This is a genomic window from Streptomyces sp. NRRL F-5650 (assembly GCF_000721365.1).
GTDB lineage: Bacteria > Actinomycetota > Actinomycetes > Streptomycetales > Streptomycetaceae > Streptomyces > Streptomyces ardesiacus.
In genome coordinates, this window is sequence record NZ_JOGV01000027.1 from 47,072 (window position 1) to 68,556 (window position 21,485).

Sequence of the window (21,485 nt, forward strand, 5' to 3'; positions counted from 1 at the left end):
CAACGCGCCCATCTGCCGCAGTGTGTCGTGATCCCGTTCCTCGGCGGCCACCACGCTCCAGCCCGGCACGTCCGTCTGCCGCAGCGCGTCAAGGAGCTTGCCCCGTGTCTCCGGCCCCGTGACGACGGTGTCCGGAAGGACGAGGGCCACCGGTCCCCGTGTCATCGGGAGGGCCGACCGGATCGCCCCGTCGAGACCGGGACCGAACGACTCGTCCTGGTAGACGAAGACCATTGGAAGGTGTCGTTGCCGACCGAGCACGCGCAGCCGTACGCCGAGAGGCTGGCCCACTGCTGCCGGGCCAATCTGCTGGCACGCCGACGGCAACGCCGACCCCGAACCGCCGCTGGGGTCGATGCTCTGCATCACCGCGACACCCGAACCGGGCTGCGGAGGCGACACCCTCTTCGCCAACATGCACCTCGCCCACGACATGCTCTCACCGGCCATGCGCTCCCTGTTCGACGCGCTCACCGCGACACACGACGGCGCGCAGGCCCTGGCGGGACACACACCGCCCGCGGGCTACGTCATCCCAAGAGCGAACACCCCCTCGTCGCCCGCAGGCCGGTCCCGCACTGCCGCGTCCGCCGGACCCCGGGCACGCTCGTCTTCTGGGACAACCGCTGCGTCCAGCACCACGCGACGTACGACTACTACCCCTCCGCGCGCTACGGGCAGCGCGTCGCCATCGACGGCGGCCCCGTGAAGAGCTGACACCGGGGGATGCTGCCAAGCCGCTCGGAGACGGCTTGTGCTCACTCATTCCGTGGACCCCGCCGAGTCGAACAGCCCTGTCAGAGTGGCGTAGGAGCGATCCCAGGTCCATTCCGTCCGGACCCAGTGGCGACCCTCTTCGCCCATCGCGCGGGCGAGTTCGGGATTGCGGAGGAGCCTGGTCAGGCGGTCCGCCGTCGCCGCCACCGAACGCCCGTCGACGACATGGCCGGTCTCCCCCTCGCGCACCGCGTCGGGGGCGCCTCCCGAGTCGCCCGCCACGACCGGGAGTCCGGATGCCGCGGCCTCCAGGTAGACGATGCCCAGGCCCTCTACCTCCAGACCGCGTTTCCGGGTGCGGCAGGGCATGGCGAAGGCAGTGGCGGCGGCGTAGAAGGAGGGGAGGGCGTGGTGGGGATGACCCCCGGCAAAAACCACCGAGTCCAGGACACCCTCCGCCCGCGCCAGTCGCCGCAGTTCGAGGGCGTTCGGGCCGTCACCGACCAGGAGGAGCATGGCGTCCGGGACCGTCCTGCGGACCCAGGGCAGCGCCCGGATCAAGGTGTCCTGGCCCTTGCGCGGGACCAGCCGGGCCGCGCACAGGATCACCGGGCGGCGGCCCAGTCCGTAACGGTCGCGCACCGGGCCGCCGTCCAGGCCGGGGCGGAACACCGTGGTGTCCACGCCGGGGACCAGGCGGGCGGTGCGGGTACCGGGTGCCAGGGCCGCCTCGATGGGGCGGCGGGTGCTCGTACCGAGCCAGGTGAGCGTGTCGGCCTGCGTGCCGATGCGGCGCAGCAGCGTCCTGGCGCCGGGGGTGCGGGCCCACCAGACTTCGTGGCCGTGCGTGGTGGCGACGACGGTGCGGATGCCCGTCGTCTGCCGCAGTCGGCCGGCCATCAGGCCGAGCGGTGCCGCCGCGCCGAACCACACCCGGTCACAGTCGTACTGGCAGGCCACGGACGCGGCGTGCGCGGTGGCCCGCGGGGTGGGCAGAAGCGTGCGCACCGGGTGGCGGACCACCGGGTACGGGAAAGCGCCGTCCGACGCCGGTTGTGGCGTGACCGGGTGCGGCGACGAGGTGAAGACGACCACCTCGTCGGGTGGGAACCGGTCGGCCAGTTCACGGACGAACGTCTCGATACCGCCCTGCCGGGGCGGGAAGTCATTGGTGACGATCAGCGTGCGCCGGTGGGAGTCGTTCGTCATGCGAGGGCCTTCTCCGCGGTAGGTGCGACAGGAAGGGCGGGGGTGGCGCCAGGAGTGGCTTCGTGCTGCGGCCTGTTGGACGCCAGCGCCCCGAGGACCAGCGGATAGATCAGGTAGCCGAAGCGGGTCGCGGGCATCAGGGTCATCGCCAGGCCCAGACCGAGCGCGAGCCGGGCGGCCGCCGTGCGAGTCCTGCCCGGAGGCCGCGCCACCAGCGACACCGCGAGCAGCAGCGCGGTCGCCGCAAGGAGCGCGAGCGCGATTACCCTTCCGCCCGGGACACAGTCGGCAAGCAGACGGCCGGGCAGCGGGCTCGCGGCCGGCGAGGCGATGTCGGCGAGGCCGAGTGGGAAGGCGATGGCGTTGCGGTAGAAACCCACCGGGTCGGCCAGGGCGAAGGGCAGCACTGTCGCCGTCGCGGTGGTCAGGGCCACGGCCGCATACCGCAGCGCGCACCAGTGGCCCCGGCGTACCGCGATCAGTGACAACGCCACGGGCAGCGCCGGCCATGCCGTCCACTTGAGCGCGGCCGCGGCGCCGAGCACCAGACCCGCCCGGACCGGCCGCCCCCGTCCCGCGAGCACGACACCCAGGCACATCAGGCCGACCACCGGGAGATCGACACCGCCCACCGCAAGCGGCAGCGCGACCACAGGGCAGGCGAGCAGCCAGGCACGATGCAGGCCGACCGCGGCCAGGGCCGCGGCGAAGACCCCGCCCGTCCACCAACGCGCGTCCCCGGGCAGCGCGCCCAGGAGCGCCATCCCCGGCAGGTAGGGGTTGACGTCGGCGACGACCGCGGGGGCGGTGACATACGGGCTGCCGGTGGTGAGCAGCAGATGCCCCGACCGCTCGACGACCGCGATCTCCAACTGCCCGAGCCCGGCCGTCACCAACGAGACGAGCGGCACCACAACGGCCCCCGCCACCGCGGCCGTCCGAGCGGCGGGGCGGGGGCCCACCCGCCACGCCAGCAGCGCCGCGACCGCGTAACCCGCGGTCGCCGCCGCACCCCACGCCTGGTGCGGCCCCAGATCCGAGACCAGGGCGAATGCCGGCGCGACGAGGGCGTACACGGCCCACACCCACCGTTCGTCGCGTACGTACCGGGCATGCCGTACGTGCTGTCCAAGCCGCTTCGTCATGCTCATCGACGGTAGGAATCAGCAGGTGGGAGGGCGTCAACCGGCGCTCCGCACCTGACACTCAACCCGTGGCATGACATCGGGCCTCAGACTCAACCCGTGCGGTGATGCGCACTGCCGTGTCGGCACGGACCATGGACGCATGCGTCCGTCCCTTCAGCAGCGGTTCCGTGCCTGGATCGCCGCCCCCGCCTACCCCTGGGTCACCGGCGGGGCCCTGGCCGTCGGTGCGGTGGCCGAGTTGATCGCCTATCCCGGATCCGTGACCACCGTGATCGGGGTCCTCGTCTCCTCCTCCTCACTGATGTGGCGACGGTCCTTCCCGCCCGTGGCGGTGGTCACGGTCGCCGCCGGGCTGCTGGGGTTCGCCGGGGACGTCAGCCTGTACATTTCCATCACGGCCAGCGGGCTGATCGGCTTCTACACCCTGGGCCGCTACCGGGTGTGCCACCCGGCAGTCACCGTTGTGGGCGGGGCGCTGGGGGCCGTGTGCGTGAACCTGGTGCACATCAACACCTGGTCACGGATGGACCTGCCGGTGCCGCCGCTGTGGCAGAAGGACTCACTCGGTCTGTTCGCCGAGTCCTTCCTGCTGACCGTGGTCATCTTCGCCGCCGTGATGATGGGCGACGCCGTACGCTCCCGCGAGCAGAGCCGCCATGAACGCAACCTGGCGCAGGACCAGTTGATCGCGATGGAACGACAACAGGCCGCCGAGGCCGAGCGAGCCGCCATCGCCCGCGAGCTGCACGACATCGTCTCGCACTCGGTATCGATGATCGCCGTCCAGGCCGAGAGCGCCACCTACACCACCCCCGGCCTCACCCCCGAGGCCCGCGACGGCTTCCAGCAGATCGCCGGCACCGCCCGCTCCTCGATGGCCGAACTCCGCCGCCTCCTCGGTGTCCTGCGCACCCCGCAGACCCGAGGGGACACGAGCCTCACCGCCCCACAGCCGACCCTCGACCATCTCGCGGAACTGATCGAACAGCACCGGGCCGTGGGCGGCGAAGCAGAGCTGAAGATCACGGGGGAACGGGTGCCGCTGCCCGCGGCATGGGAGCTGTCGGCCTACCGGATCATCCAGGAGGCACTGACCAACGCCCGAAAGCACGCTCCCGGAGCACGTACCGTAGTGGAGATCGCATACGGCACCGGTCGGCTGCTCACGCTCCGCATCCACGACGACGGCCCCGGCCCGGAGCCCCGCCCGGGCTCCGGCGCAGGTCACGGCCTGACGGGGATGCGCGAGCGGGCGGCCCTGGTCGGCGGCCGGCTCAGCGCGGGAGCGGGCCCCGGAGGAGGGTTCCTGGTGGAGGCAGAGCTTCCCTGGGGGACCGGATGGTCGGAACGGAGAGGGAGCCGAGAGTGATCAGAGCACTGGTCGCCGACGATCAGGCAGTCGTCCGCACCGGCTTTGTCAACCTCCTCAACACGCAGGAGGACATCCAGGTCGTGGGCGAAGCCGAGGACGGCGTACAGGCCGTGCGCATCGCCGCCCTGACCCGGCCCGACCTCGCGCTCCTCGACATCCGAATGCCCCACAAGAACGGCATCGACGCGGCCCGCGAGATCCTGGCCGCCTCCGACGGCGCGACGAAAGTCCTGATGCTGACGACCTTCGGTCTCGACGAGTACGTGTACGACGCTCTCGCAGCCGGGGCGGGCGGCTTTCTCCTCAAGGACGCCACCTTCCCCGAACTGCTGCACGCGGTCCGGGTGGTGGCCGCCGGGAACGCACTGCTGTCGCCCGAGATCACCAAGAGGGTGATCTGCGAGTACGTGCACGCGCGGGCGTCACGGCTGCCGGTCCACTCCGTCGGGGAACTGACGGCGCGTGAGGCAGAGGTACTCACCTTGATCGCCCGGGGACTGTCCAACGCGGAGATCGCGGCGCGACTCACCATCACGGATCACACCGTGAAGACCCACATCAACCGGCTGTTCGCGAAACTGGAGCTGCGAGACCGAGCACAAGCCGTCATCGCCGCCTACGAACTGGGCCTGGTGCGGGCGGGAAACGGCGCCGGCTGAAGGCGCCCCGCCCCGTGACGGCAGGCAGCCACCGAAGGCGGACTCAACGACCGCTCAGGAGTGCGCGCACGACACGGGCCCTCGCCCGATTCGGCGCGGCCTCCTCCGACGCCGGCCGCCGACTGTGCTGGTCGCCGCCGTACTCAGGGCCCGCGTCGGCGAGACGCGATGCGACCCGGGACGCGACGCCTGTTCGTGACCGCGCACCCGTACCGATTCCCGGAGCCGCGCGTCTGCGCTGCTCCGGCCCGCGTGCTCGAAGCAGCGGGCCGCGACGGGCATGGCCGGGTACGAGCACAGTCGGGCGAGTGAGGCACGCCGCACACCACCCGGCGGCGCGGGCTGCGGACCTGTTGGACCGCGACTTCACAGCCGTCACGGGATCCGTCCTGGCCGTGGACGGCGGTTGCACCGCGACCTGAGGGCCCCGGTTCCCTCCAAGGAGCGGAGTGAGAGCCCCCGCCCGGCATCCCCGGCTGGAGGCGGCTCACTGTGGCGACGCGACTCGCGCAAGAGGGTCACTGCACGGCGTCATTCTTGTGCGTCGTGGGGTGTCGGAGATGCGGCCGAACCGTGGAGCAGTTGGAGGACGCGTCGCAGGTCGGGGCGCTTGCGGGTGCCTGCACGGCTGACGGTGTAGACGGACCGGGAGACGGGGTGGAGCAGGGGATGGAGGCTGAGGGACTCGGTGGCGTCGGGAAGTGCCATGCGCGGGATGAGGGCGGTGCCCGCTCCCGCGGCGACCAGAGCCGCCAGCACGCTGAAGTCGCCACTGCGGGTCCTGATGTCCGGGACGAAGCCGGCCGCGCCGCAAGCGCGTTGGATCATCTCGTAGCAGGAGGTCTCCGGTCCAGGGGTGAGCCAGGGCAGGTCCGCCGTGCGGGACAGGTCCACCGGCTGACCGGGCTGCAGGCCCCACTCCCCGGCCTGGCCGGGATGCAGGGCGAGCAGCACCGGTTCCTCCATGAGGAGAGCCTGCTCGTAGGCTGCGGGAAAGCTGCGTGGCAGCACGGTGTAGCTGTGGACCAGGGCAAGGTCGGTGGCACGCTTGTGCAGTTCGTCGAGGGCTTCGTCGGGTTCCTGCACGGACAGTCGCAGAGACAGTCCGGGGCTGGGGTCGATGCCGGCCAGCCGTTGCCACAGGGGCGCGACGAGAGCCCGGGCGGCGGAGGCGAAGGCGGTGATCCGCACGATGCCCCGCCGGCCGCTCTGCAGGGCGGCCAGCCCGGACTCGGCTGCCGCGAGTTCCGCGAGGATGATCTCGGCGTGAGCCACCAGCAGTTCCCCGGCCGCGGTCAGTCGCAGCGTGCGGCCCTGTTTCTCCACCACCGGTGTGCCGGCCTCCTTCTGCAGGGCGGCGAGGTGCTGGGAGACCGCTGGTGGCGTCAGGTGGAGAGCCTCCGCGGTGGCCGCGACGGTCCCGTACGCGGCGAGGTGCTGGAGGATGCGCAGGCGGCGTACGTCGAGCATGGTCTTCTACTCCTTGGTCGGGCCGGGGCCGATGACGGGTTCCACGGTGAGTCGCGGACCGCGGGGGACGCTGTCGCTGCCGGAGGCACGTCCCTGCTCTCCGCGGCGGCGCTGGTCCGTGCTGCGCCGGTTGATCATGATCACTCCTGCGATGCTGACCGCTCCGCCCAGCAGCTCGACGAGGTGGGGCACCTCGCTCAGCCAGACGAAGGAGACGACCAGGGTCACCGGCGCGACCAGGTAGAGGGCGGCGGTGGAGGTGGCGAGCGGCAGGCGGGCGACGGCGTAGCCCCAGATGACGAAGCCGAGCGCGGAAGGAAGCAGGCCCAGGTAGAGCACGGAGGCCAAGGCACCGGCCGGCGCCCTCAGGGCCGCGTGCCAGGCGGCGAGGGCCAGTGGCAGGGCGAAGACCGTGCCGGCGACCATCGCGTAGGTGGCGACCTCCAGGCCGGTGTAGCGACGCAGCAGGGGCTTGGTGGCGACGTGGTACACCCCTTGGACCACGGCGGCGGCAAGGACGATGAGGGCGGAGACGGTGAACCCGCCGGTGCCCTTGGCCAGGCTGACGATGGCCGCGCCGGTGAGCGCAACGACGCTGCCGGCGACGATGCTGCGGCTCAGCCGCTCTTGGAGGAACAGACTTCCCAGCAGCACGCTGAAGGCGGGGACGGTCGCGATCAACAAGCTCGCCGTACCGGCTGCGACGTTCACCTCGCCCCAGTTGAGCAGGAGCTGGTAGGCGGTCATGCCGGTTGCCCCGCACAGGGCGATCATGGGCAGATCGCGGCACCGGGGCATGCGGACCTTGGCGAATGGCGCCACCAGCAGCAGGGCGACCGCAGCGATCACGATCCGCAGGAACGACAGCGCCTGCACACCCAGACCGTCGACCCCCACCCGGATGGCGGGGAAGGCGGAGGCCCACAGGATGACGGTGCCGGTCAGGGCGAGAAAGCGAGAGGACATCGGGCTCGGCTGCATGCGGTCCAGCATGCTTGCCCGGAACGAAAAGTTCCATTTAGCTTTTGTGGCGGAATCGGTTAGTACCGCTTATGCGAGGTCGGGCTCACTGCTACTCATCGCTACTCATCGCCGCCCTCGGGCCCGTCCGGGTCGCGAAAGGGACGCAGGCCCCGGCAGCCGGAGGCCAGGCGTGGCGATCCGGCCCCTCCAAGCCTTCCCGGTATGTCTGGGCGGATCTGGCGGCCCGGGCCGTCGTGACTGACCGCACGGGCGGGCCGGTGGCGGTTCTCCCAGCGTCCTGGTCACCACGGGGCGACCTGCTTGCCGGGGGCCGTCCGGGGGCCCACCGGAGCGTGGTATGCCGCCCGGGCCGGCGATCCGGTGCTCGACGAACCGCTTCCGCCACCGGCCCACCGCATGCGGGGTGGAGTGCAACCGCGCAGCCACGTCCTTGCTGGATCGGACCCGCCGCGGGGGTGGCGGCAACACGAAGGACACCCTGGCGGGCGAGGCCCCGAAGCCGCGCAAGGCGACGAAGTGCTTCGCCGCCGAGATGAACTGCTGAACCGCTGCCGGTTCATCGAGGGCCGGCAGGCCGGGGCGTGCAGCGGTTGTGTCAGGTGCTGGAGTGCTGGATGTCCGGAGACGTCCGGTCCGACCGTTGGGAGTGCGGTGACGGAGCCTGTCCGTCTGCGCAGGTTGACCGACCACGAGGGGCAGAAGCTGAAGCAGATCGTGCGCCGGGGCAGCACCAATTCCCGCCCCCCCCGACGTCCTCGCGGCGCAGCGTCGCGAACGTGTCCGTGTCCGTGTCCGAAGCGAGAAGGGCACCCGCCGGAGTGGGCATCCCTTGCCGTCGCAAGCTGAACGGTCTGGCGAATCCATGCGGTCGCGGCCCGAAGGTGCAGCAGAGCACCGGACAGACGAATCAGTCGCGCGTACGGCCTGACGCGGGCGAGGCAAGCATCGCTTTGAGGATGCGGTGCAGCTCGACGCGGTCCTGGGGAGTAACCAGCGCCAGCCTTCGGTCGTACTCCGCCGCGAGCGCTGCAAGTGCTCGATCACGTGCTTGTGTGCCCTCGGCGGTCAGTTCGAGCCGATGACGCCGCAAGTCCGCCTCGTCGATCTCGCGGCGGACAAGGCCCTTGGCGACGAGATTGCGAACGTAGACCGTCACGCTCGCCTTGGGCAGCAGCAGCGCAGTGGCGATCTCGGCCGGGTACGGCGACGCCTCCACCTCGGCCAGGACGAAGAACTCCTTCGTCTCCAACCCGAGTTCCGCCAGCTCCCGAGTGCAGGCATCCATCACGACGCCCAGCAGCCGCTGGTTCAGCGTCCACAGCTCCGCCCCGTCGACTGACATGCGAGCCTCCGTCCAGGTGGTACAGTTTCGTATTAGTTCCAGATCGTACTAGGTGCCATTCTGTACTGAACCCCTATGGGGCAACGATCTTCTAAGGAAGCCACGCATGCTTCAGCACCTCACGATTCCCCGCGGACCGATCGAGCTCGCGGCCGACCTCCATCTGCCCGGCAACCTCGACAGCGCCGCGCCGCTGCGCGCCGTGGTGGTCTCCACGCCCGGCAGCAGCGTGAAGGAGCAGATCGGTGCGAACTACGCGTCCCGCCTCGCCGCCCGCGGCATCGCGGCGCTGGTCTTCGATCCGGCTCATCAAGGGCAGAGCGGAGGCGAGCCCCGCGACTTCGAAGACCCCTACGTCCGCGGTGAGGACATCTCCTACGCCATCGACGCACTCGGCACGATTCCCGGCATCGACCCGCAGCGCATCGGCGTCCTCGGCATCTGCGCCGGCGGCGGCTACGCTGTGCACACCGCCCGCACGGACCACCGCATCAAGGCGGTCGCGACCGTCGTTCCCGGCAACATGGGCACCTCGTTCCGCAGCTTCCAGCCCGACGGTCCGGCAGCCGCACTCGACGCCCTTGCCGACGAACGCATCGAAGAGACACGCTCCGGCGAGATGACCCGTGTGAACTGGCTGCCCGACACCCTGGAGGACGCCGCGGCAGCCGGTCTGACCGACATCGACACCACCCAGGCCATCACCTACTACCGCACGGAGCGGGGTGGCAGCGAGCACTCCACCAACCGTCGCCTCTCGCGCAGCGACTCCCTCCTGCTGGGCTACGACGCGTTCCACCTGGTCGATCAGCTCATGACCCAGCCACTGCAGGTCATCCTCGCCGGACGCATCGGCAACACCGGCTCCTACGACACCGGCATGCAGCTGTGGAAGCTGGCCCCCAACCCCGTCGACCTCATGGTGATCGACGGCGCCGGCCACTACGAGATGTACGACGAACCCGCATACGTCGACGCCGCCGTCGAACGACTCACCAGCTTCTACGCGAACAACCTGTAAGGCATCCGAACCGGCGAACCTACGCGGTCACAGCACCAACTGGGTCACCACGGTGCCGGAACCGTCCGCCGCAGCCCTACCTGACCCGCTGCGAGGCGATTTCGCCGCCGCGGTGCCGAACACCAAGTACGTCGGGGACATCGCGTATCTGCCGGCGAGCGACGGCGAGTTTCGAACGATGTCCACCCACAAGGGACAAGGCCCGGGGAACTGCGTCGTTGGACTTTGCAGCACGCACGCCCCCCCCCGTCAGGCCGGTCCCCGTCCGGCCTCCTCCCGCGCAGGCCGGGGGAGGGGCTGGCCGGGCATGGTCCGGGGTGTCATGCCCGGGGCGGCTCGACGGTCTCGGGACGCCACCCTCGACACCGGTCGGCCCAGGGCCGTCACCGCCTGCCACGTTTGCGCCGAGCCCAGCAGACGGTCGGTGGCAGCATGGGCACAGATGCGGTTGCGGCGCATGCCGGAACACATGGAAGAGACGCCAATTCTTGCGGGCCGGCCCTGCTGGAACGGCGGTCGGCAGGTGACGTTGCGCCGCGCGGGCCGCGAGATGGTCCTCAGTTTGCCTATTCCGACCACGACCTGATCCGCACGCCGCTGTGGCCGGATCCTACGCAGCCAGCAGGCCGCTGCGCTTCAGGAGCGGCAGAACGTCATCCTTCACCGCCGGAGCCAGTTGGACATCCGGCTCGTCGCCGCTGATCCACCGCATGTCCGCCAGTTCGGCTGCGGGCTGGGGGAGGTTGCTGATCCCCGCAGTGAAGACCGTCATGCGCATGGGCACCCTCTCCAATGCGGCCACGGCCTCAATGTCAGCCAGGAACTGGGGATCCACCGGGCGGACCCCGAGTTCCTCGTCGAGTTCCCGCGCCAGCGCCTCGGCCGGCGTCTCACCCGGGTCGGGCTTTCCGCCGGGCAGGTAGAACACCTTCGGCGCCGCCTTCTTGCTCACGACCAGCAACCGTCCTTGCTCGACAACGGATGCAGCCACGACGACCAAGCGCTCTTCCCGACCGAGGATCGGCTCAGCACCCGTCCCACTTCGTTGCTCCATACACGCGATTCTTTCAGGCGGGCCGACGGATGCGTCACGCGCCCCAGCCCAGTACGCCCCGGGCCTACCGGTGAGCCACGTGGTGTGCACGGGGCGTACTCACCAACGGTGCACCCAGGACGCGACCGGCGAAGGGGCTCTCGAGCGTGCGGTCCGTGCGACCGAGGACCTGGTGGCCACCAGCGCCCCCGAGGGGGACTGTCCATCGTTCGCTCTTCGCAGGTCGACCGAATCCGCCGTCAACCGAACCCGCCGCATACCGGATCGGCCGACGGGCTGAGTGGGCCAGTCGGAGAGAACGGGACCTGGTCAGGTGTGGAGTGATCCCGAACGGATATCCGTACGTCGCCGGTCGTTCGCGCGGAGCAACTGGCATACAACCCGGCGGAACCCCCGTCGGGCACCCACAGCACACCTACAGCAAAGGACGCACACCGTGGGCATCATCGCCTGGGTTCTCATCGGCCTCATCGCGGGCGCCATCGCCAAGGCGCTCATGCCCGGCAAGGACCCGGGTGGCTGCCTCGTCACGATGCTGATCGGCATCGCCGGCGGTCTGCTCGGCGGCTGGCTCGGCAAGGTGATCTTCGGCGTGCACTCCATCAACGGCTTCTTCCACCTCTCGACGTGGATCGCTGCGATCGTCGGATCAGTGATCGTGCTCCTGCTGTACCGCCTCTTCATGGGACAGCGTTCGCGCTGACCAGCGGCTGGCGCTCCGTGTCCGTCCGCAGCCGGATTCTCCGCAGCCATCCCCGAGGCGTCGAATCCTGAGCCGACACCGACACCGACACCGCACTGCGGCCGGTCCCTCTTCGACGGCAACCGGTCCAAGTTCGCCGCCACGGGTCAGTGACAGACCCGCCCCCAGGTGGTGTCACGCGGTGATGCCGGCAGGCTCACAGGCCGTTTCCCCAGGTGGGCGAAGTCGACTGCACGCCTGTGGGGCTGTGAGACAGAGACCTCAGTCAGGTGGGCCTGAACCTCGCCGGTGGTCAGGCCCTTCACGGCCAGTGAGATGACCATCTCGTCTATGCCGGTCAGACGCTTCTGCCGCTTCTTGACGATCTTCGGTGCCAAGGAGCAGTCACGGTCACGGGGCACGGTTGTCTCCACCGGGCCGACGTCGGTCAGCACTGTCTTGGAGCGTTTGCCGTTGCGGGAGTTGCCGCCGTCCTTGCCGACCGCATCGTGCCTGTCATAGCCGAGGTGGAGTCGCTTGGTCAGATGCTGAAGCAGCCCGCCCTCGCCGGTCAACTGAGGGCCCCTCGGCCTGGGCCCGGCCGACCGGCTCATCGATCAACCGGTCCCACTGGTCATGGATGCGTCGTCCATGATCGGGAGTTACACCGAACCATTGGGTCTGTTCCGTAGTCGGTGGTGACGGAGGGGTGTGGTCAGCCCAGGAGTGCCGCCGTTGTGGTGCGGCAGGTGCGGTCACCGTGTGATCATCGGGGTGTGTGGACTACCTTCGCCTGACCAAGCCAGGAAGGTGATCACAGGACGAGCACGAGTTTGCCGCCGGGGCGGCGGGATTGGCTGAGCTTGGCCGCTTCCTGGATCTGGTCGAGGGTGTAGGTGCGGGCGACCGGTACGACCAGGATGCCTTGGCCGGCGAGGACCGCGTGGACGGCGGTCTCCTCCCGTGTGATGTCGCCCCGCATCGCGAGCACACCGGGGAATTCTTCCTGCAGGGTCGTGACGTCGGGACGCAGGTCGACGGCTACCACGTGGGCGCCGCGGGCATGGAGCAGTGCCACGGTCTCCTTGCCGACGCCGCGCGCGGCCCCGGTGACCAGCGCGGTCTTCCCGGCGAACTCGGATGCTTCGGCAGAAGCGGCGGTGGGCGTCATGATGAGGCCCTCTCGTAAGGATCGGGGTCGCGCGCGGTTTCCCGCGCCGACTGTCTGGGCTGCTGTACGGTCACGCACTCACGAGGCAGACGACACAGCGCGCTTGCCGGGCGTGCGCACCGGTGGCGTCGTGGACGCTCGGCGGGCGGGTTGTTCAGTGTGCGGTGAGGCCGCCGTCGACGACGATTTCCGAGCCGGTGACGAAGGAGGAGTCGTCGCTGGCGAGGAAGAGGATCGCGGGAGCGATCTCATCGGCGCGGCCGGCTCGGCGCATGGGGGTGCGCTGGATGTCCGCTTGCTGGTCGCCCTGCTCCTCCAGGAGGTCCTGGATCATCGGTGTGGCGATCACTCCGGGATGGATCGAGTTGACCCGTACGCCCTGCCTGGCGTACTCGACCGCGGCCGTCTTGCTCAGCAGGCGCACCGCGCCCTTCGACGCCTGGTAGGCCGCGGCCGCGCCGCTGCCCACCAGGCCGAGCACGGACGAGGTGTTGATCACCGACGCGTTGCCGCTCGCTCGCAGCAGCGGCATCGCCGCCTTCATACCGAGCCAGGTGCCTTTCTGGTTCACGTCGATCACGCGGTCCCACACCTCCTCCCGCGTGTCCTCGATACCCGGCCAGTCCAGGATTCCAGCGACGTTCACCAGCACGTCCAGCACGCCGAAACGATCGCGTACGAGGGCCGTCACCTCCTCCCAGTTCCGGGCGGAGGAGACATCGAGGAGGGCGGTCGCCACCTCCGCGCCACCCGCCTCGATGCGCCGCGCCAGCTTCTGGAGGGGTTCCTGGGCCACATCGGTGATCACCAGCCGGGCACCCTCCTGGGCGAAGAGTTCCGCGGTCGCCGCACCGATCCCCCCGGTCGCTCCCGTGATCAGGGCCACCTTGCCCTCAAGGCGTCGTCCGGTCATGAATACGGTCCTTCCTTGCGTTGATACGCCTGTCACTGACTGCTGACTGCTGACTGCTGACTGCTGACTGCTGACTGGTGCCGGCCTCGGCAGCCGGTCCCCTCCCACGAGGAGTCGGTCTCCCCGACCGGAGCGACCGCCCCCGAACTCCGTTGTCCCGCTACGACGGGCGCGACTCCCGGTACAGCACGAGGTGTTCGTGGTAGAGCACTCCGTCGCGGATGTCTCCTGTGGCGGTGAACCCGGTGTCGTCGACGTAGTCCAGGTGACTACCGGTGACCGTGTAACGGCCGGTGTACGCACTGGCCCGCTCGCCGCGAGCCTCGTCGTAACGGCCGTCCGGCAGCAGCTCCTGCCGGATGTGCCCGTCCTCGGTCACCCACATACCGACCACATCCACGTGGCCGTCCTCGATCTCGGCCATGGCGGCCCCCTCTCCTCGAACGGTGCGGTCTCTTCCGCTCCACCGAGTCTGCGCAGGTCAGCGGCGGCCAACCAGGACGCATGCTGCCTGGGTGCACCACACCCAGGCAGCCCGGCGGCGCGCCGCCTAGCCTGAAGGCATGGACGACAACCGCATGGGGGACTTCCTGCGCGCCCGCCGCGCCGCCCTGCGCCCGCACGACGTCGGGATGCCGAGCCACGGGACCCGCAGAGTCGCGGGGCTGCGCCGCGAGGAGGTCGCCGTCCTGGCCGGAGTGAACGCCGACTACTACACCCGTCTGGAACAGGGCCGCGAACGCAACCCCTCGCCCCAGGTGATCGACGCTCTCAGTCATGCGCTGCACCTCGACGAGGACGCCAGGGCGCACCTGTACCGACTGGCCGGGGCCACGCCCGGCGACCGACTTTCGCCTCACTCCACCGGGCGCGTCAGCCCAGCCCTGCGACAGCTGATGGACGGCTACCCCAACACCCCGGCGTTCGTCATGAACCGCACCCTCGACCTCCTCGCGGTCAACGCGCTGGCCCAGGCCCTCTACTCGGCGTTCACCCCGGCGGACAACCTTGCCCGCATGACCTTCCTCGATCCGGCCGGCCCCACCTTCTACACGGACTGGAACCGGGCGGCACAAGCCACTGTCGCCAACCTCCGCGAGGCGACCGGCTTCGAACCGGACAACCCGCGGCTGCGCGAACTCGTCGGCACCCTCACCGAGTACAGCGCGGAATTCGTGCGCCTGTGGCAGTCCCACACCGTGCGAGGCAAGACGCAGGACGCCAAACACTTCCTCCACCCGGACGTCGGTCCGCTCACGCTCACCTACCAGGCGTTCGACGTACGCGAGGCACCCGGCCAGCAGCTCGTCATCTACCATGCCGAACCCGGCAGCCCCAGCGCCCACTCCCTCCACCTGCTCGGCTCCTTGCACGCCACCCGGCGCCAAGACCACTTCCAGCAGACAGCTGATCACCCAACACGGCCCGGAGACCCGCGCCGATAGTGCGGCTTCGCCTCGGCGCGTTCCATAGGTGTGCCCGTGAAACACCCGACCGCCCGGCGGTCAGCCTGCGGCAGTCATGGTTCATGAGTTACTGCGAAAGACGTGCCTCCTGAAGCACCCGCATGGAACACACCGAGGTGTGAGCGACGACTCCAAGCGTGGCATCGCGCTGTTGCGCCACCGGTCCGCGCCCACCACCCGTCCCGGCGCCGTACCGCGTCGCGCAGCGACACGAGCACGCACCGCTCGTACGGGATGCGCACAACGGGCGTTGGAGGAGGACCGGTCGGCGACGGCGGAGCTGGCCGCGAGGTGCTCCTCCGGACCAGCTCCCGCCCTGACGCCCGCTCAGCCGCGGTGCAGGATACGGCGCGCGCCGTAGGCGGCGGCGCCGAGCGCGAGCACGACCGAGCCCCACAGCACCGAGGCGCCGGGCAGGGCGAAGGCCAGCACGAGGCAGCCGGCGGCGCCGAGCACGGGCACGATGCGCGGCGGGCGGCCCTCGGCCGGGGTGAGGGTCCAGGCGGAGGCGTTGGCGACCGCGTAGTAGGCGAGGACGCCGAAGGAGGAGAAGCCGATTGAGCCTCGCACGTCCGCGGTGGCGGCCAGGACCGCCACGATGGCGCCGACGGCGAGTTCGGCGCGGTGCGGGACCTGGAAGCGCGGGTGGACGGCGGCCAGGGCGTGGGGGAGGTGGCGGTCGCGGGCCATGGCCAGGGTGGTGCGGGAGACGCCGAGGATCAGCGCGAGCAGCGAGCCGGTGGCCGCGACCGCCGCGCCGACGCGGACCACCGGGGCCAGGCCGGGCACGCCGGCGGCGCGGACCGCGTCGGCCAGTGGCGCGGTGGTACGGGCGAGCTGGTCGGGGCCGAGTACCGCGAGCACGGCGAGCGCGACGACGGCGTAGACGACCAGGGTGATGCCGAGCGCGGTCGAGATCGCGCGGGGGATGGTACGGGCCGGGGCTCGGACCTCCTCGCCGAGGGTGGCGATCCGCGCGTACCCGGCGAAGGCGAAGAACAGGAAGGCGGCGGCCTGGAGCACGCCGTGCCATCCGTTGCCGGTGCCGATGGTCCAGCGGCCGGTGTCGGCGGTCGAGCCGGTGAGGCAGGCGGTGACTGCGGCGGCGAGCACCGCCAGGACCACGGCGACGACCGCGCGGGTGAGCCAGGCGGCCTTCTGCACGCCGACGTAGTTCACCGCGGTCAGCGCGACCACGGCGGCGACCGCGACGGCGTGGGCCTGGGCGGGCCAGACGTAGGAGCCGGCGGTGAGGGCCATCGCCGCGCAGGAGGCGGTCTTGCCGACCACGAAGCCCCAGCCGGCCAGGTAGCCCCAGAAGTCGCCGAGGCGTTCGCGGCCGTAGACGTAGGTGCCGCCGGACCGCGGGTAGCGGGCGGCGAGCCGGGCGGAGGAGAGGGCGTTGCAGTAGGCGACCACGGCCGCGAGCGCCAGGCCGAGCAGCAGCCCGGAGCCACCGGCCGCCGCGGCGGGGGCGAGGGCGGCGAAGATGCCCGCGCCGATCATCGAGCCGAGGCCGATCACCACGGCGTCGAACACGCCCAGGTGCCGCTTCAGTTCTCCCGGTCCGGCCGGTGGAGCGGACGTGTCCATGCCCTGGCCTCTCAATGACGAGCATCGATATCGGCGCACGGTATCTGAGTCGGGGAACGGGCAGGTGAACGAAGTCACCATGCGTGACGGCGGTGACGGTGCGCTGCTCGCGGAAATGGTTGACTCCTCAACGGCCATTTCCCCTTCAGGGCCCAGGCGGTGGCCGATGGTCTCGGCCAAGCGATGGAAGTGGGCGGCGGCGTCGGCCTGGCTGGTTTGGCCGGCTTGGCCGAGGCTCGCGCCGGTGCGGAGGAGCACATCGTGAGGGTCGAGGACGTGGCCCGCCTCTCACCGTTTGTACGGCGTCACATCACCATGCTGGGCCGGTACTCCTTCCCGCTTCGTGCTCTGCCCGGCGGCCTGCGACCTCTGCGTGACCCGGTCACCCTGACGAGGAATGACCGTGTGGACATCGCTGCGTCCTGCTAACGTCTGCGACATGAAGCGCGCCGCTGTGACGACGACGCCGGAGAGTGTCCCGGCGCGCTGACAGACGATCTGATCCGAAGCCCCGGGGCGAGTGCCCCGGGGCTTCGTCGTAGGCCCGGGTCACTTGCTCCGCAACCAGCAGGGAGACCGCGATGACCGCCGTGCACGACCACCGCAGGCTCGGCCGTGAACTGGGCCTGTTCGACACCGATCCGCTGATCGGCGCCGGCCTGCCGTACTGGCTGCCCGACGGTGCGGCCGTGAGGCACACCCTGGAGGAGTACATCCGTGCGGCCGAGCGCCGGGCAGGCTACCAGCACGTGTACTCACCGGTCCTCGGCAAGCGGGAGCTGTACGAGATCTCGGGGCACTGGGCGCACTACAGCGACGACATGTTTCCCCCGATGGACCTCGGCGGAGAGCAGGTCGTCCTGCGGCCGAGCCTGTGCCCTCATCACGCGGTGATCTACCGCTCCCGCTCCCACAGCTACCGCGAACTGCCGCTGCGGATGGCAGAACTGGGCGGCATGTACCGCTCCGAACTCTCTGGCGTGCTCGGCGGGCTGACCCGGGTGCGGGCCATCCAGCTCAACGACGCGCACATCTTCTGCACCCTGGACCAGGTCGCCGAGGAGGCGCAGGCGGCGCTGGGGATGATCCGCCAGGCGTACGAGGCGCTCGGCATCACCCCCACTCGGTACCGGCTCTCCCTCCCGGGGCCCGGCGGCAAGTACGTCGCCGCACCCGAGAAGTGGCAGCGCTCCACCGCCCTGCTGACCGACGTCCTGGACCGCTCCGGCCTGCCCTACGAGGCAGCCGAGGGAGAGGCCGCGTTCTACGGCCCCAAGATCGATGTGCAGGTCACCGACGGCGCCGGCCGGGAGTCCACCCTGTCCACCGTCCAGGTCGACTTCCACCAGCCCGAGCAGTTCGACCTGCACTACATCGGCGCGGACGGCGCCAAACACCGCCCGGTCATGGTCCACCGCAGCATCATCGGCAGCGTGGAACGAGCCGTCGCCCATCTCATCGAACAGCACGGCGGTGCCTTCCCCGCCTGGCTCGCCCCCACTCAGATGGAGATCCTCCCGATCTCCGACACCGAACTGCCGAACGCCGCAGCCCTCGCCCAACGCTGCACCCGCCTCGGACTGCGCGCCCAGATCGCGGGACCGGACCGCGGCAGCCTGGGCGCCCGCATCCGAGAGGCCCGCCTGGTTCCCTACCAAGCCGTCATCGGTGCCAAGGAGACCGCCGACGATCACGTCGCACTGCGCTTGCGTGACGGACGTCGCCTCGCGCCGCGGCCGGTCAGTGACGCACTCGCCCACATCAGCGCACTCATCGGGGCCCACAGCACCGATCTGTGGGCCGACCCCACCTCATGGCAGGCGCCGCGATGAGCGCCTGCTGGCGCCTGGCGCGAAGCAACTGCTGCTCTCCACAAGGGCGTTCGGGCGAGGGCTTGACGTAGCGGCGGACGCTTCCCGGCTTCTTGTGTCTTGACTCGGCCATCAGCATCAGCAGGCCGGCCCTGGCCTCGCCCCGGAGCAGCGTCGCTTCGAGCAACTGCCGGAGGCAGGTGTGTGAAGCGCCGATCAGGCCCTCACCCGGCTTGTGGCACGCTTCCGGAGAGCCTGTACCCGGCGAAGTCGGCGACGTGGACATACCCCATGCGCTGTCCGGCGGGGCCGGGTGAGGGACGGGCCGGTCAGCGATGCAGGATGCCGGGCTGGGCGCCGGGGGCGAGGGTGGGTTCGGTGACGGGGACGTCACCGAGGGCCTGGTCGACGGCCGTGAGGAGGTCGTCCGACAGGTGGACGCCGGAGGCGGCGGCGTTGGCGTGAACCTGCTCGGGGCGGGAGGCGCCGGTGATCGCGGAGGCGACCTCGCTACGGCGCAGGACCCAGGCGAGGGCCAGGGTGGGCATGCTCATCCCGGCCTGTTCGGCGATCGGGACGAGGCGCTGGACCGCTTCAAGAGCGGCGTCGCTGTAGACGAGGTCCTGGGAGACCGCCATGTCCGCGGAGGCGAAGCGGCTGCCCTCGGGGACGGGCTGGCCGGGCTTGTACTTGCCGGTCAACACGCCCTGGGCGAGCGGGGACCAGACGATCTGGGAGATGCCGTTCGCGGCGCACAGACCGAAGACCTGGGCCTCGGGGGCCTGCCACAGCATGGAGTACTGCGGCTGGGAGGAGACGAACAGGTCGGCTCCGGCGATGTCGATCGCGGCCTGGATCTGTTCGGGGGTCCACTCGCTGAAGCCGACGCAGCGGGCCTTGCCCTGCTCGACGACCTTCTGGAACGCCTCGACGATGTCCTCGACCGGAACCGCCGGATCGAAGCGGTGCGCCTGATAGAGATCGACGTAGTCGGTGTTCAGCCGGGTGAGGGAGGCGTCGATCTGCTTGGCGATCTGCGCCGGGGACAATCCCTGGTCGGCCGGGTCGTCGGACATCGGGCCCCAGACCTTGGTGGCCAGGACGTAGGAGTCCCGGGGGTGGGCGGAGAGGATCTCGCCCCAGGCCGTCTCGGCTGCGCCCTGGCCGTAGACGTTGGCGGTGTCGAAGAAGTTGATGCCGGCGTCGAACGCCGCTTCGGTGCAGGCGCGGGTGCGGTCGGCGTCGATGCCGCCGGAGTAGGTCAGCCAGGAGCCGAGGGAGATCTCCGAGACTTCCAGGTCCGAGCTGCCGAGCTTGCGGTATCGCATGGGTGCTCCTTCGGGAGGGAGGGGTGTGGTCAGCGTCGGCGGGACGACGGTCCAGGGGTGGGAGCAACGCCGCGGGTGTCGGCCGGATCGGTGACGGACCGAGGTGCCGACTGGCCGGAGGCGAGGTCCTGGCCTGCCTGTTCGTTCGGCCGGTCCGGTGCGGGTGCCCGTGCCGGTGCCGGTGCCGCCGTACGGTGCGTGGCGGCCGGCAGGCCGAGCGGTACCAGGGCCGGCAGAGCGAGGACCGTGCCGGTCAGCGGCGGTCCCTGCGGTGCGGGGCGGAGGCGAGGGCGGCGCCGTCGGCCCAGGAGGTGCAGGGGCGGATGCGGGCGGGATGCAGTGGGTGAGGGAAAACATGGGTGCCAAGTCCTGGTGGAGCCAGACCGACAGCCGGCTGCTGGAGGCAGCTCTGGGCCTGGCTGCTCTGGTGGTCGGCGTCTTCGGGGTACTGTTTCCGGCCCTCGGAGTGGCCGGTCTGAGGGAGCCGACGTACACCCGCGAGGTTGAGGCCGCGACGGCGACCCAGGTACCGGACATCGTGACTGATGCGGTGGCGGGGCACGATGTGATTCTCGCCGGCACCCACCAGGCGGATCTCGTCTTTGCCGACCCCGACCTGGGTCAGCGCCTGCTGCTGGCCCTGCCCGAAATCGTCGCTGGCCCACTCCTGTTCCTCATCCTCGCCCTCCATTTCAAGATGGCCCGGACCCTGCGCGGCGGCGACGTCTTCGTGCCCGTGAACGCGCGACGCCTGAGCGTCATAGGGCTCGTGGTGCTGGTGTACGCCGTCCTCGCCCCGGTACTGCCGACCCTCACCACAGGAATGCTGGTAAGTGGTACCCCCATGGCCGAGCAGGTTCCGTTCTCGGTCACCTTCACCGGCGAGTACGTGCTACTGGCCTTCCTCATCCTTGCGCTGGGGGAAGTCTTCCGACGCGGAACCAAGCCGCGCGCTGATATGGAGGGGCTGGTCTGATGCCTCCAGAAGAGGAGCACCGGGTTCAGGTCCACCTGGATCGACTGCTGGCCGAGCGCGGCATGACCCTGTCCGAACTGGCGGCCAGGGTCGGGGTGACAGTGGTCAACCTCTGCATCCTCAAGAACGACAGGGCGAAGGCGATCCGCTTCTCCACCCTCACCGCGATCTGCCGCGAACTGAACTGCCAACCCGGCGACCTGCTCAGCATCCGCAAGGACTGACCCCGTCCGCAAGCCTGAACAGCGGGATGTCGATCCGTCGCGCACGTCGCGGCCGGCCACGGAATCGATCGGGGCTCGTTGTCAGACGATCACGATGCTCAGCAACCGCGTACGGCCTGCACGGGCACCGGCCACCGCACCCCCACCAGCCCCGCGACCAGCAACGTCAGGTTGAAACGGGCTCACTGCGTGTGGCGGCTGACCTTCAAATGGGCCAGGCGTCGTCACCGCAACAAGTCGAGGTACGGGCCTTCCTCATCAGGTTCGCTGGACGGGCATCGTCCGCCACCAGCTCGTCAAGGGCGGAGACGTCCCCGGACGACCTCGCGCTGACCGAGTACTGGC

At 70.2% G+C, this 21,485-nt stretch carries 18 protein-coding genes and 4 pseudogenes; 10 read left to right on the top strand and 12 right to left on the bottom strand.

What is annotated here, in order from left to right; translation table 11 throughout:
• Positions 1-310: 310 nt before the first annotated feature.
• Positions 311-717 (top strand): annotated as a pseudogene (locus IG88_RS41510) (TauD/TfdA dioxygenase family protein); the annotation flags it as partial.
• A gap of 45 nt (positions 718-762) precedes the next feature.
• Here the strand turns inward: IG88_RS41510 and IG88_RS0122740 are convergent.
• Positions 763-1,926, bottom strand: a complete 1,164-nt coding sequence (locus tag IG88_RS0122740; protein WP_031044194.1) for a glycosyltransferase family 4 protein — start codon at positions 1,924-1,926, stop codon at positions 763-765.
• Entirely contained in the window at positions 1,923-3,071 is a 1,149-nt protein-coding gene (locus IG88_RS0122745) for a glycosyltransferase 87 family protein (protein ID WP_107452271.1), read from the bottom strand. Before IG88_RS0122745 ends, IG88_RS0122740 begins: the two co-directional genes overlap by 4 nt.
• Before the next feature lie 142 nt (positions 3,072-3,213).
• On the opposite strand from IG88_RS0122745, the gene IG88_RS0122750 reads away from it, so the two are divergent.
• A complete protein-coding gene (locus IG88_RS0122750; RefSeq protein ID WP_031044199.1) occupies positions 3,214-4,443 on the top strand; it encodes a sensor histidine kinase in 1,230 nt (409 codons plus the stop codon).
• Complete coding sequence (locus IG88_RS0122755; RefSeq protein WP_031044202.1) at positions 4,413-5,105, top strand: response regulator; 693 nt, start codon at positions 4,413-4,415, stop codon at positions 5,103-5,105. The genes IG88_RS0122750 and IG88_RS0122755 overlap by 31 nt, the downstream gene beginning before the upstream one ends.
• 531 nt (positions 5,106-5,636) lie before the next feature.
• Here IG88_RS0122755 and IG88_RS0122760 read toward each other — a convergent pair.
• The 3 genes from IG88_RS0122760 to IG88_RS0122775 all read right to left on the bottom strand — a co-directional run bounded on the left by IG88_RS0122760 (position 5,637) and on the right by IG88_RS0122775 (position 8,901).
• Positions 5,637-6,575, bottom strand: a complete 939-nt coding sequence (locus tag IG88_RS0122760) for a LysR family transcriptional regulator (protein ID WP_031044206.1) — start codon at positions 6,573-6,575, stop codon at positions 5,637-5,639.
• 6 nt (positions 6,576-6,581) lie between these two features.
• The gene (locus IG88_RS0122765) at positions 6,582-7,541 is read right to left on the bottom strand and encodes a DMT family transporter (protein WP_199807486.1); all 960 of its coding nucleotides are present in this window, start codon (positions 7,539-7,541) and stop codon (positions 6,582-6,584) included.
• 925 nt (positions 7,542-8,466) lie between these two features.
• Complete coding sequence (locus IG88_RS0122775; RefSeq protein ID WP_031044213.1) at positions 8,467-8,901, bottom strand: MarR family winged helix-turn-helix transcriptional regulator; 435 nt, start codon at positions 8,899-8,901, stop codon at positions 8,467-8,469.
• Between the two features lie 106 nt (positions 8,902-9,007).
• On the opposite strand from IG88_RS0122775, the gene IG88_RS0122780 reads away from it, so the two are divergent.
• Both IG88_RS0122780 and IG88_RS44365 read left to right on the top strand, forming a co-directional pair.
• Positions 9,008-9,922, top strand: a complete 915-nt coding sequence (locus tag IG88_RS0122780) for an alpha/beta hydrolase (RefSeq protein WP_031044216.1) — start codon at positions 9,008-9,010, stop codon at positions 9,920-9,922.
• A gap of 46 nt (positions 9,923-9,968) precedes the next feature.
• A pseudogene (locus IG88_RS44365) lies at positions 9,969-10,109 on the top strand (IS3 family transposase); the annotation flags it as partial.
• Between the two features lie 423 nt (positions 10,110-10,532).
• Here the strand turns inward: IG88_RS44365 and IG88_RS0122785 are convergent.
• A complete protein-coding gene (locus IG88_RS0122785; RefSeq protein ID WP_051852015.1) occupies positions 10,533-10,976 on the bottom strand; it encodes an NUDIX hydrolase in 444 nt (147 codons plus the stop codon).
• 436 nt (positions 10,977-11,412) lie between these two features.
• Here IG88_RS0122785 and IG88_RS0122790 point away from each other — a divergent pair, with 436 nt between their 5' ends.
• A complete protein-coding gene (locus tag IG88_RS0122790) occupies positions 11,413-11,679 on the top strand; it encodes a GlsB/YeaQ/YmgE family stress response membrane protein (RefSeq protein WP_031044223.1) in 267 nt (88 codons plus the stop codon).
• A gap of 257 nt (positions 11,680-11,936) precedes the next feature.
• On the opposite strand, the pseudogene IG88_RS38875 reads toward IG88_RS0122790, so the two are convergent.
• The 4 genes and pseudogenes from IG88_RS38875 to IG88_RS0122810 all read right to left on the bottom strand — a co-directional run.
• A pseudogene (locus tag IG88_RS38875) lies at positions 11,937-12,251 on the bottom strand (transposase); the annotation flags it as partial.
• Positions 12,252-12,553: 302 nt separating this feature from the next.
• A pseudogene (locus tag IG88_RS38880) lies at positions 12,554-12,829 on the bottom strand (SDR family NAD(P)-dependent oxidoreductase); the annotation flags it as partial.
• 154 nt (positions 12,830-12,983) lie between these two features.
• The gene (locus IG88_RS0122805) at positions 12,984-13,742 is read right to left on the bottom strand and encodes an SDR family NAD(P)-dependent oxidoreductase (protein ID WP_030401158.1); all 759 of its coding nucleotides are present in this window, start codon (positions 13,740-13,742) and stop codon (positions 12,984-12,986) included.
• Between the two features lie 160 nt (positions 13,743-13,902).
• On the bottom strand, positions 13,903-14,166 hold the full coding sequence (locus IG88_RS0122810; protein WP_030401157.1) for an Atu4866 domain-containing protein: 264 nt from the start codon (positions 14,164-14,166) through the stop codon (positions 13,903-13,905).
• A gap of 139 nt (positions 14,167-14,305) precedes the next feature.
• Between IG88_RS0122810 and IG88_RS0122815 the strand changes: the two genes are divergently transcribed.
• The gene (locus IG88_RS0122815; RefSeq protein ID WP_031044231.1) at positions 14,306-15,187 is read left to right on the top strand and encodes a helix-turn-helix transcriptional regulator; all 882 of its coding nucleotides are present in this window, start codon (positions 14,306-14,308) and stop codon (positions 15,185-15,187) included.
• A gap of 348 nt (positions 15,188-15,535) precedes the next feature.
• Here IG88_RS0122815 and IG88_RS0122820 read toward each other — a convergent pair whose 3' ends face one another.
• Positions 15,536-16,801, bottom strand: a complete 1,266-nt coding sequence (locus tag IG88_RS0122820) for an APC family permease (protein WP_031044233.1) — start codon at positions 16,799-16,801, stop codon at positions 15,536-15,538.
• A 590-nt stretch (positions 16,802-17,391) separates the two neighbouring features.
• On the opposite strand from IG88_RS0122820, the gene thrS reads away from it, so the two are divergent.
• A complete protein-coding gene (gene thrS, locus IG88_RS0122830) occupies positions 17,392-18,633 on the top strand; it encodes a threonine--tRNA ligase (protein ID WP_037836459.1) in 1,242 nt (413 codons plus the stop codon).
• Between the two features lie 308 nt (positions 18,634-18,941).
• On the opposite strand, the gene IG88_RS0122835 is transcribed toward thrS, so the two are convergent.
• Entirely contained in the window at positions 18,942-19,940 is a 999-nt protein-coding gene (locus IG88_RS0122835; protein WP_031044239.1) for an aldo/keto reductase family protein, read from the bottom strand.
• Positions 19,941-20,295: 355 nt separating this feature from the next.
• Between IG88_RS0122835 and IG88_RS0122840 the strand changes: the two genes are divergently transcribed.
• Both IG88_RS0122840 and IG88_RS0122845 read left to right on the top strand, forming a co-directional pair.
• Entirely contained in the window at positions 20,296-20,916 is a 621-nt protein-coding gene (locus tag IG88_RS0122840) for a DUF2975 domain-containing protein (RefSeq protein ID WP_031044242.1), read from the top strand.
• Positions 20,916-21,140 carry a helix-turn-helix domain-containing protein gene (locus tag IG88_RS0122845; RefSeq protein WP_031044245.1) on the top strand — a complete coding sequence of 75 codons (225 nt, stop codon included), beginning with the start codon at positions 20,916-20,918 and terminating at the stop codon, positions 21,138-21,140. The genes IG88_RS0122840 and IG88_RS0122845 overlap by 1 nt, the downstream gene beginning before the upstream one ends.
• Positions 21,141-21,485 lie beyond the last annotated feature (345 nt).

What these genes read in the sequence shown, in the direction of transcription:
- IG88_RS0122740 (WP_031044194.1), bottom strand. Translation starts at nt 1,926, where the DNA reads ATGACGAACGACTCCCACCGGCGCACGCTGATCGTCACCAATGACTTC.
- IG88_RS0122745 (WP_107452271.1), bottom strand. Translation starts at nt 3,071, where the DNA reads ATGACGAAGCGGCTTGGACAGCACGTACGGCATGCCCGGTACGTACGC.
- IG88_RS0122750 (WP_031044199.1), top strand. Translation starts at nt 3,214, where the DNA reads ATGCGTCCGTCCCTTCAGCAGCGGTTCCGTGCCTGGATCGCCGCCCCC.
- IG88_RS0122755 (WP_031044202.1), top strand. Translation starts at nt 4,413, where the DNA reads ATGGTCGGAACGGAGAGGGAGCCGAGAGTGATCAGAGCACTGGTCGCC.
- IG88_RS0122760 (WP_031044206.1), bottom strand. Translation starts at nt 6,575, where the DNA reads ATGCTCGACGTACGCCGCCTGCGCATCCTCCAGCACCTCGCCGCGTAC.
- IG88_RS0122765 (WP_199807486.1), bottom strand. Translation starts at nt 7,541, where the DNA reads ATGTCCTCTCGCTTTCTCGCCCTGACCGGCACCGTCATCCTGTGGGCC.
- IG88_RS0122775 (WP_031044213.1), bottom strand. Translation starts at nt 8,901, where the DNA reads ATGTCAGTCGACGGGGCGGAGCTGTGGACGCTGAACCAGCGGCTGCTG.
- IG88_RS0122780 (WP_031044216.1), top strand. Translation starts at nt 9,008, where the DNA reads ATGCTTCAGCACCTCACGATTCCCCGCGGACCGATCGAGCTCGCGGCC.
- IG88_RS0122785 (WP_051852015.1), bottom strand. Translation starts at nt 10,976, where the DNA reads ATGGAGCAACGAAGTGGGACGGGTGCTGAGCCGATCCTCGGTCGGGAA.
- IG88_RS0122805 (WP_030401158.1), bottom strand. Translation starts at nt 13,742, where the DNA reads ATGACCGGACGACGCCTTGAGGGCAAGGTGGCCCTGATCACGGGAGCG.
- IG88_RS0122810 (WP_030401157.1), bottom strand. Translation starts at nt 14,166, where the DNA reads ATGGCCGAGATCGAGGACGGCCACGTGGATGTGGTCGGTATGTGGGTG.
- IG88_RS0122815 (WP_031044231.1), top strand. Translation starts at nt 14,306, where the DNA reads ATGGACGACAACCGCATGGGGGACTTCCTGCGCGCCCGCCGCGCCGCC.
- IG88_RS0122820 (WP_031044233.1), bottom strand. Translation starts at nt 16,801, where the DNA reads ATGGACACGTCCGCTCCACCGGCCGGACCGGGAGAACTGAAGCGGCAC.
- IG88_RS0122835 (WP_031044239.1), bottom strand. Translation starts at nt 19,940, where the DNA reads ATGCGATACCGCAAGCTCGGCAGCTCGGACCTGGAAGTCTCGGAGATC.
- IG88_RS0122840 (WP_031044242.1), top strand. Translation starts at nt 20,296, where the DNA reads ATGGGTGCCAAGTCCTGGTGGAGCCAGACCGACAGCCGGCTGCTGGAG.
- IG88_RS0122845 (WP_031044245.1), top strand. Translation starts at nt 20,916, where the DNA reads ATGCCTCCAGAAGAGGAGCACCGGGTTCAGGTCCACCTGGATCGACTG.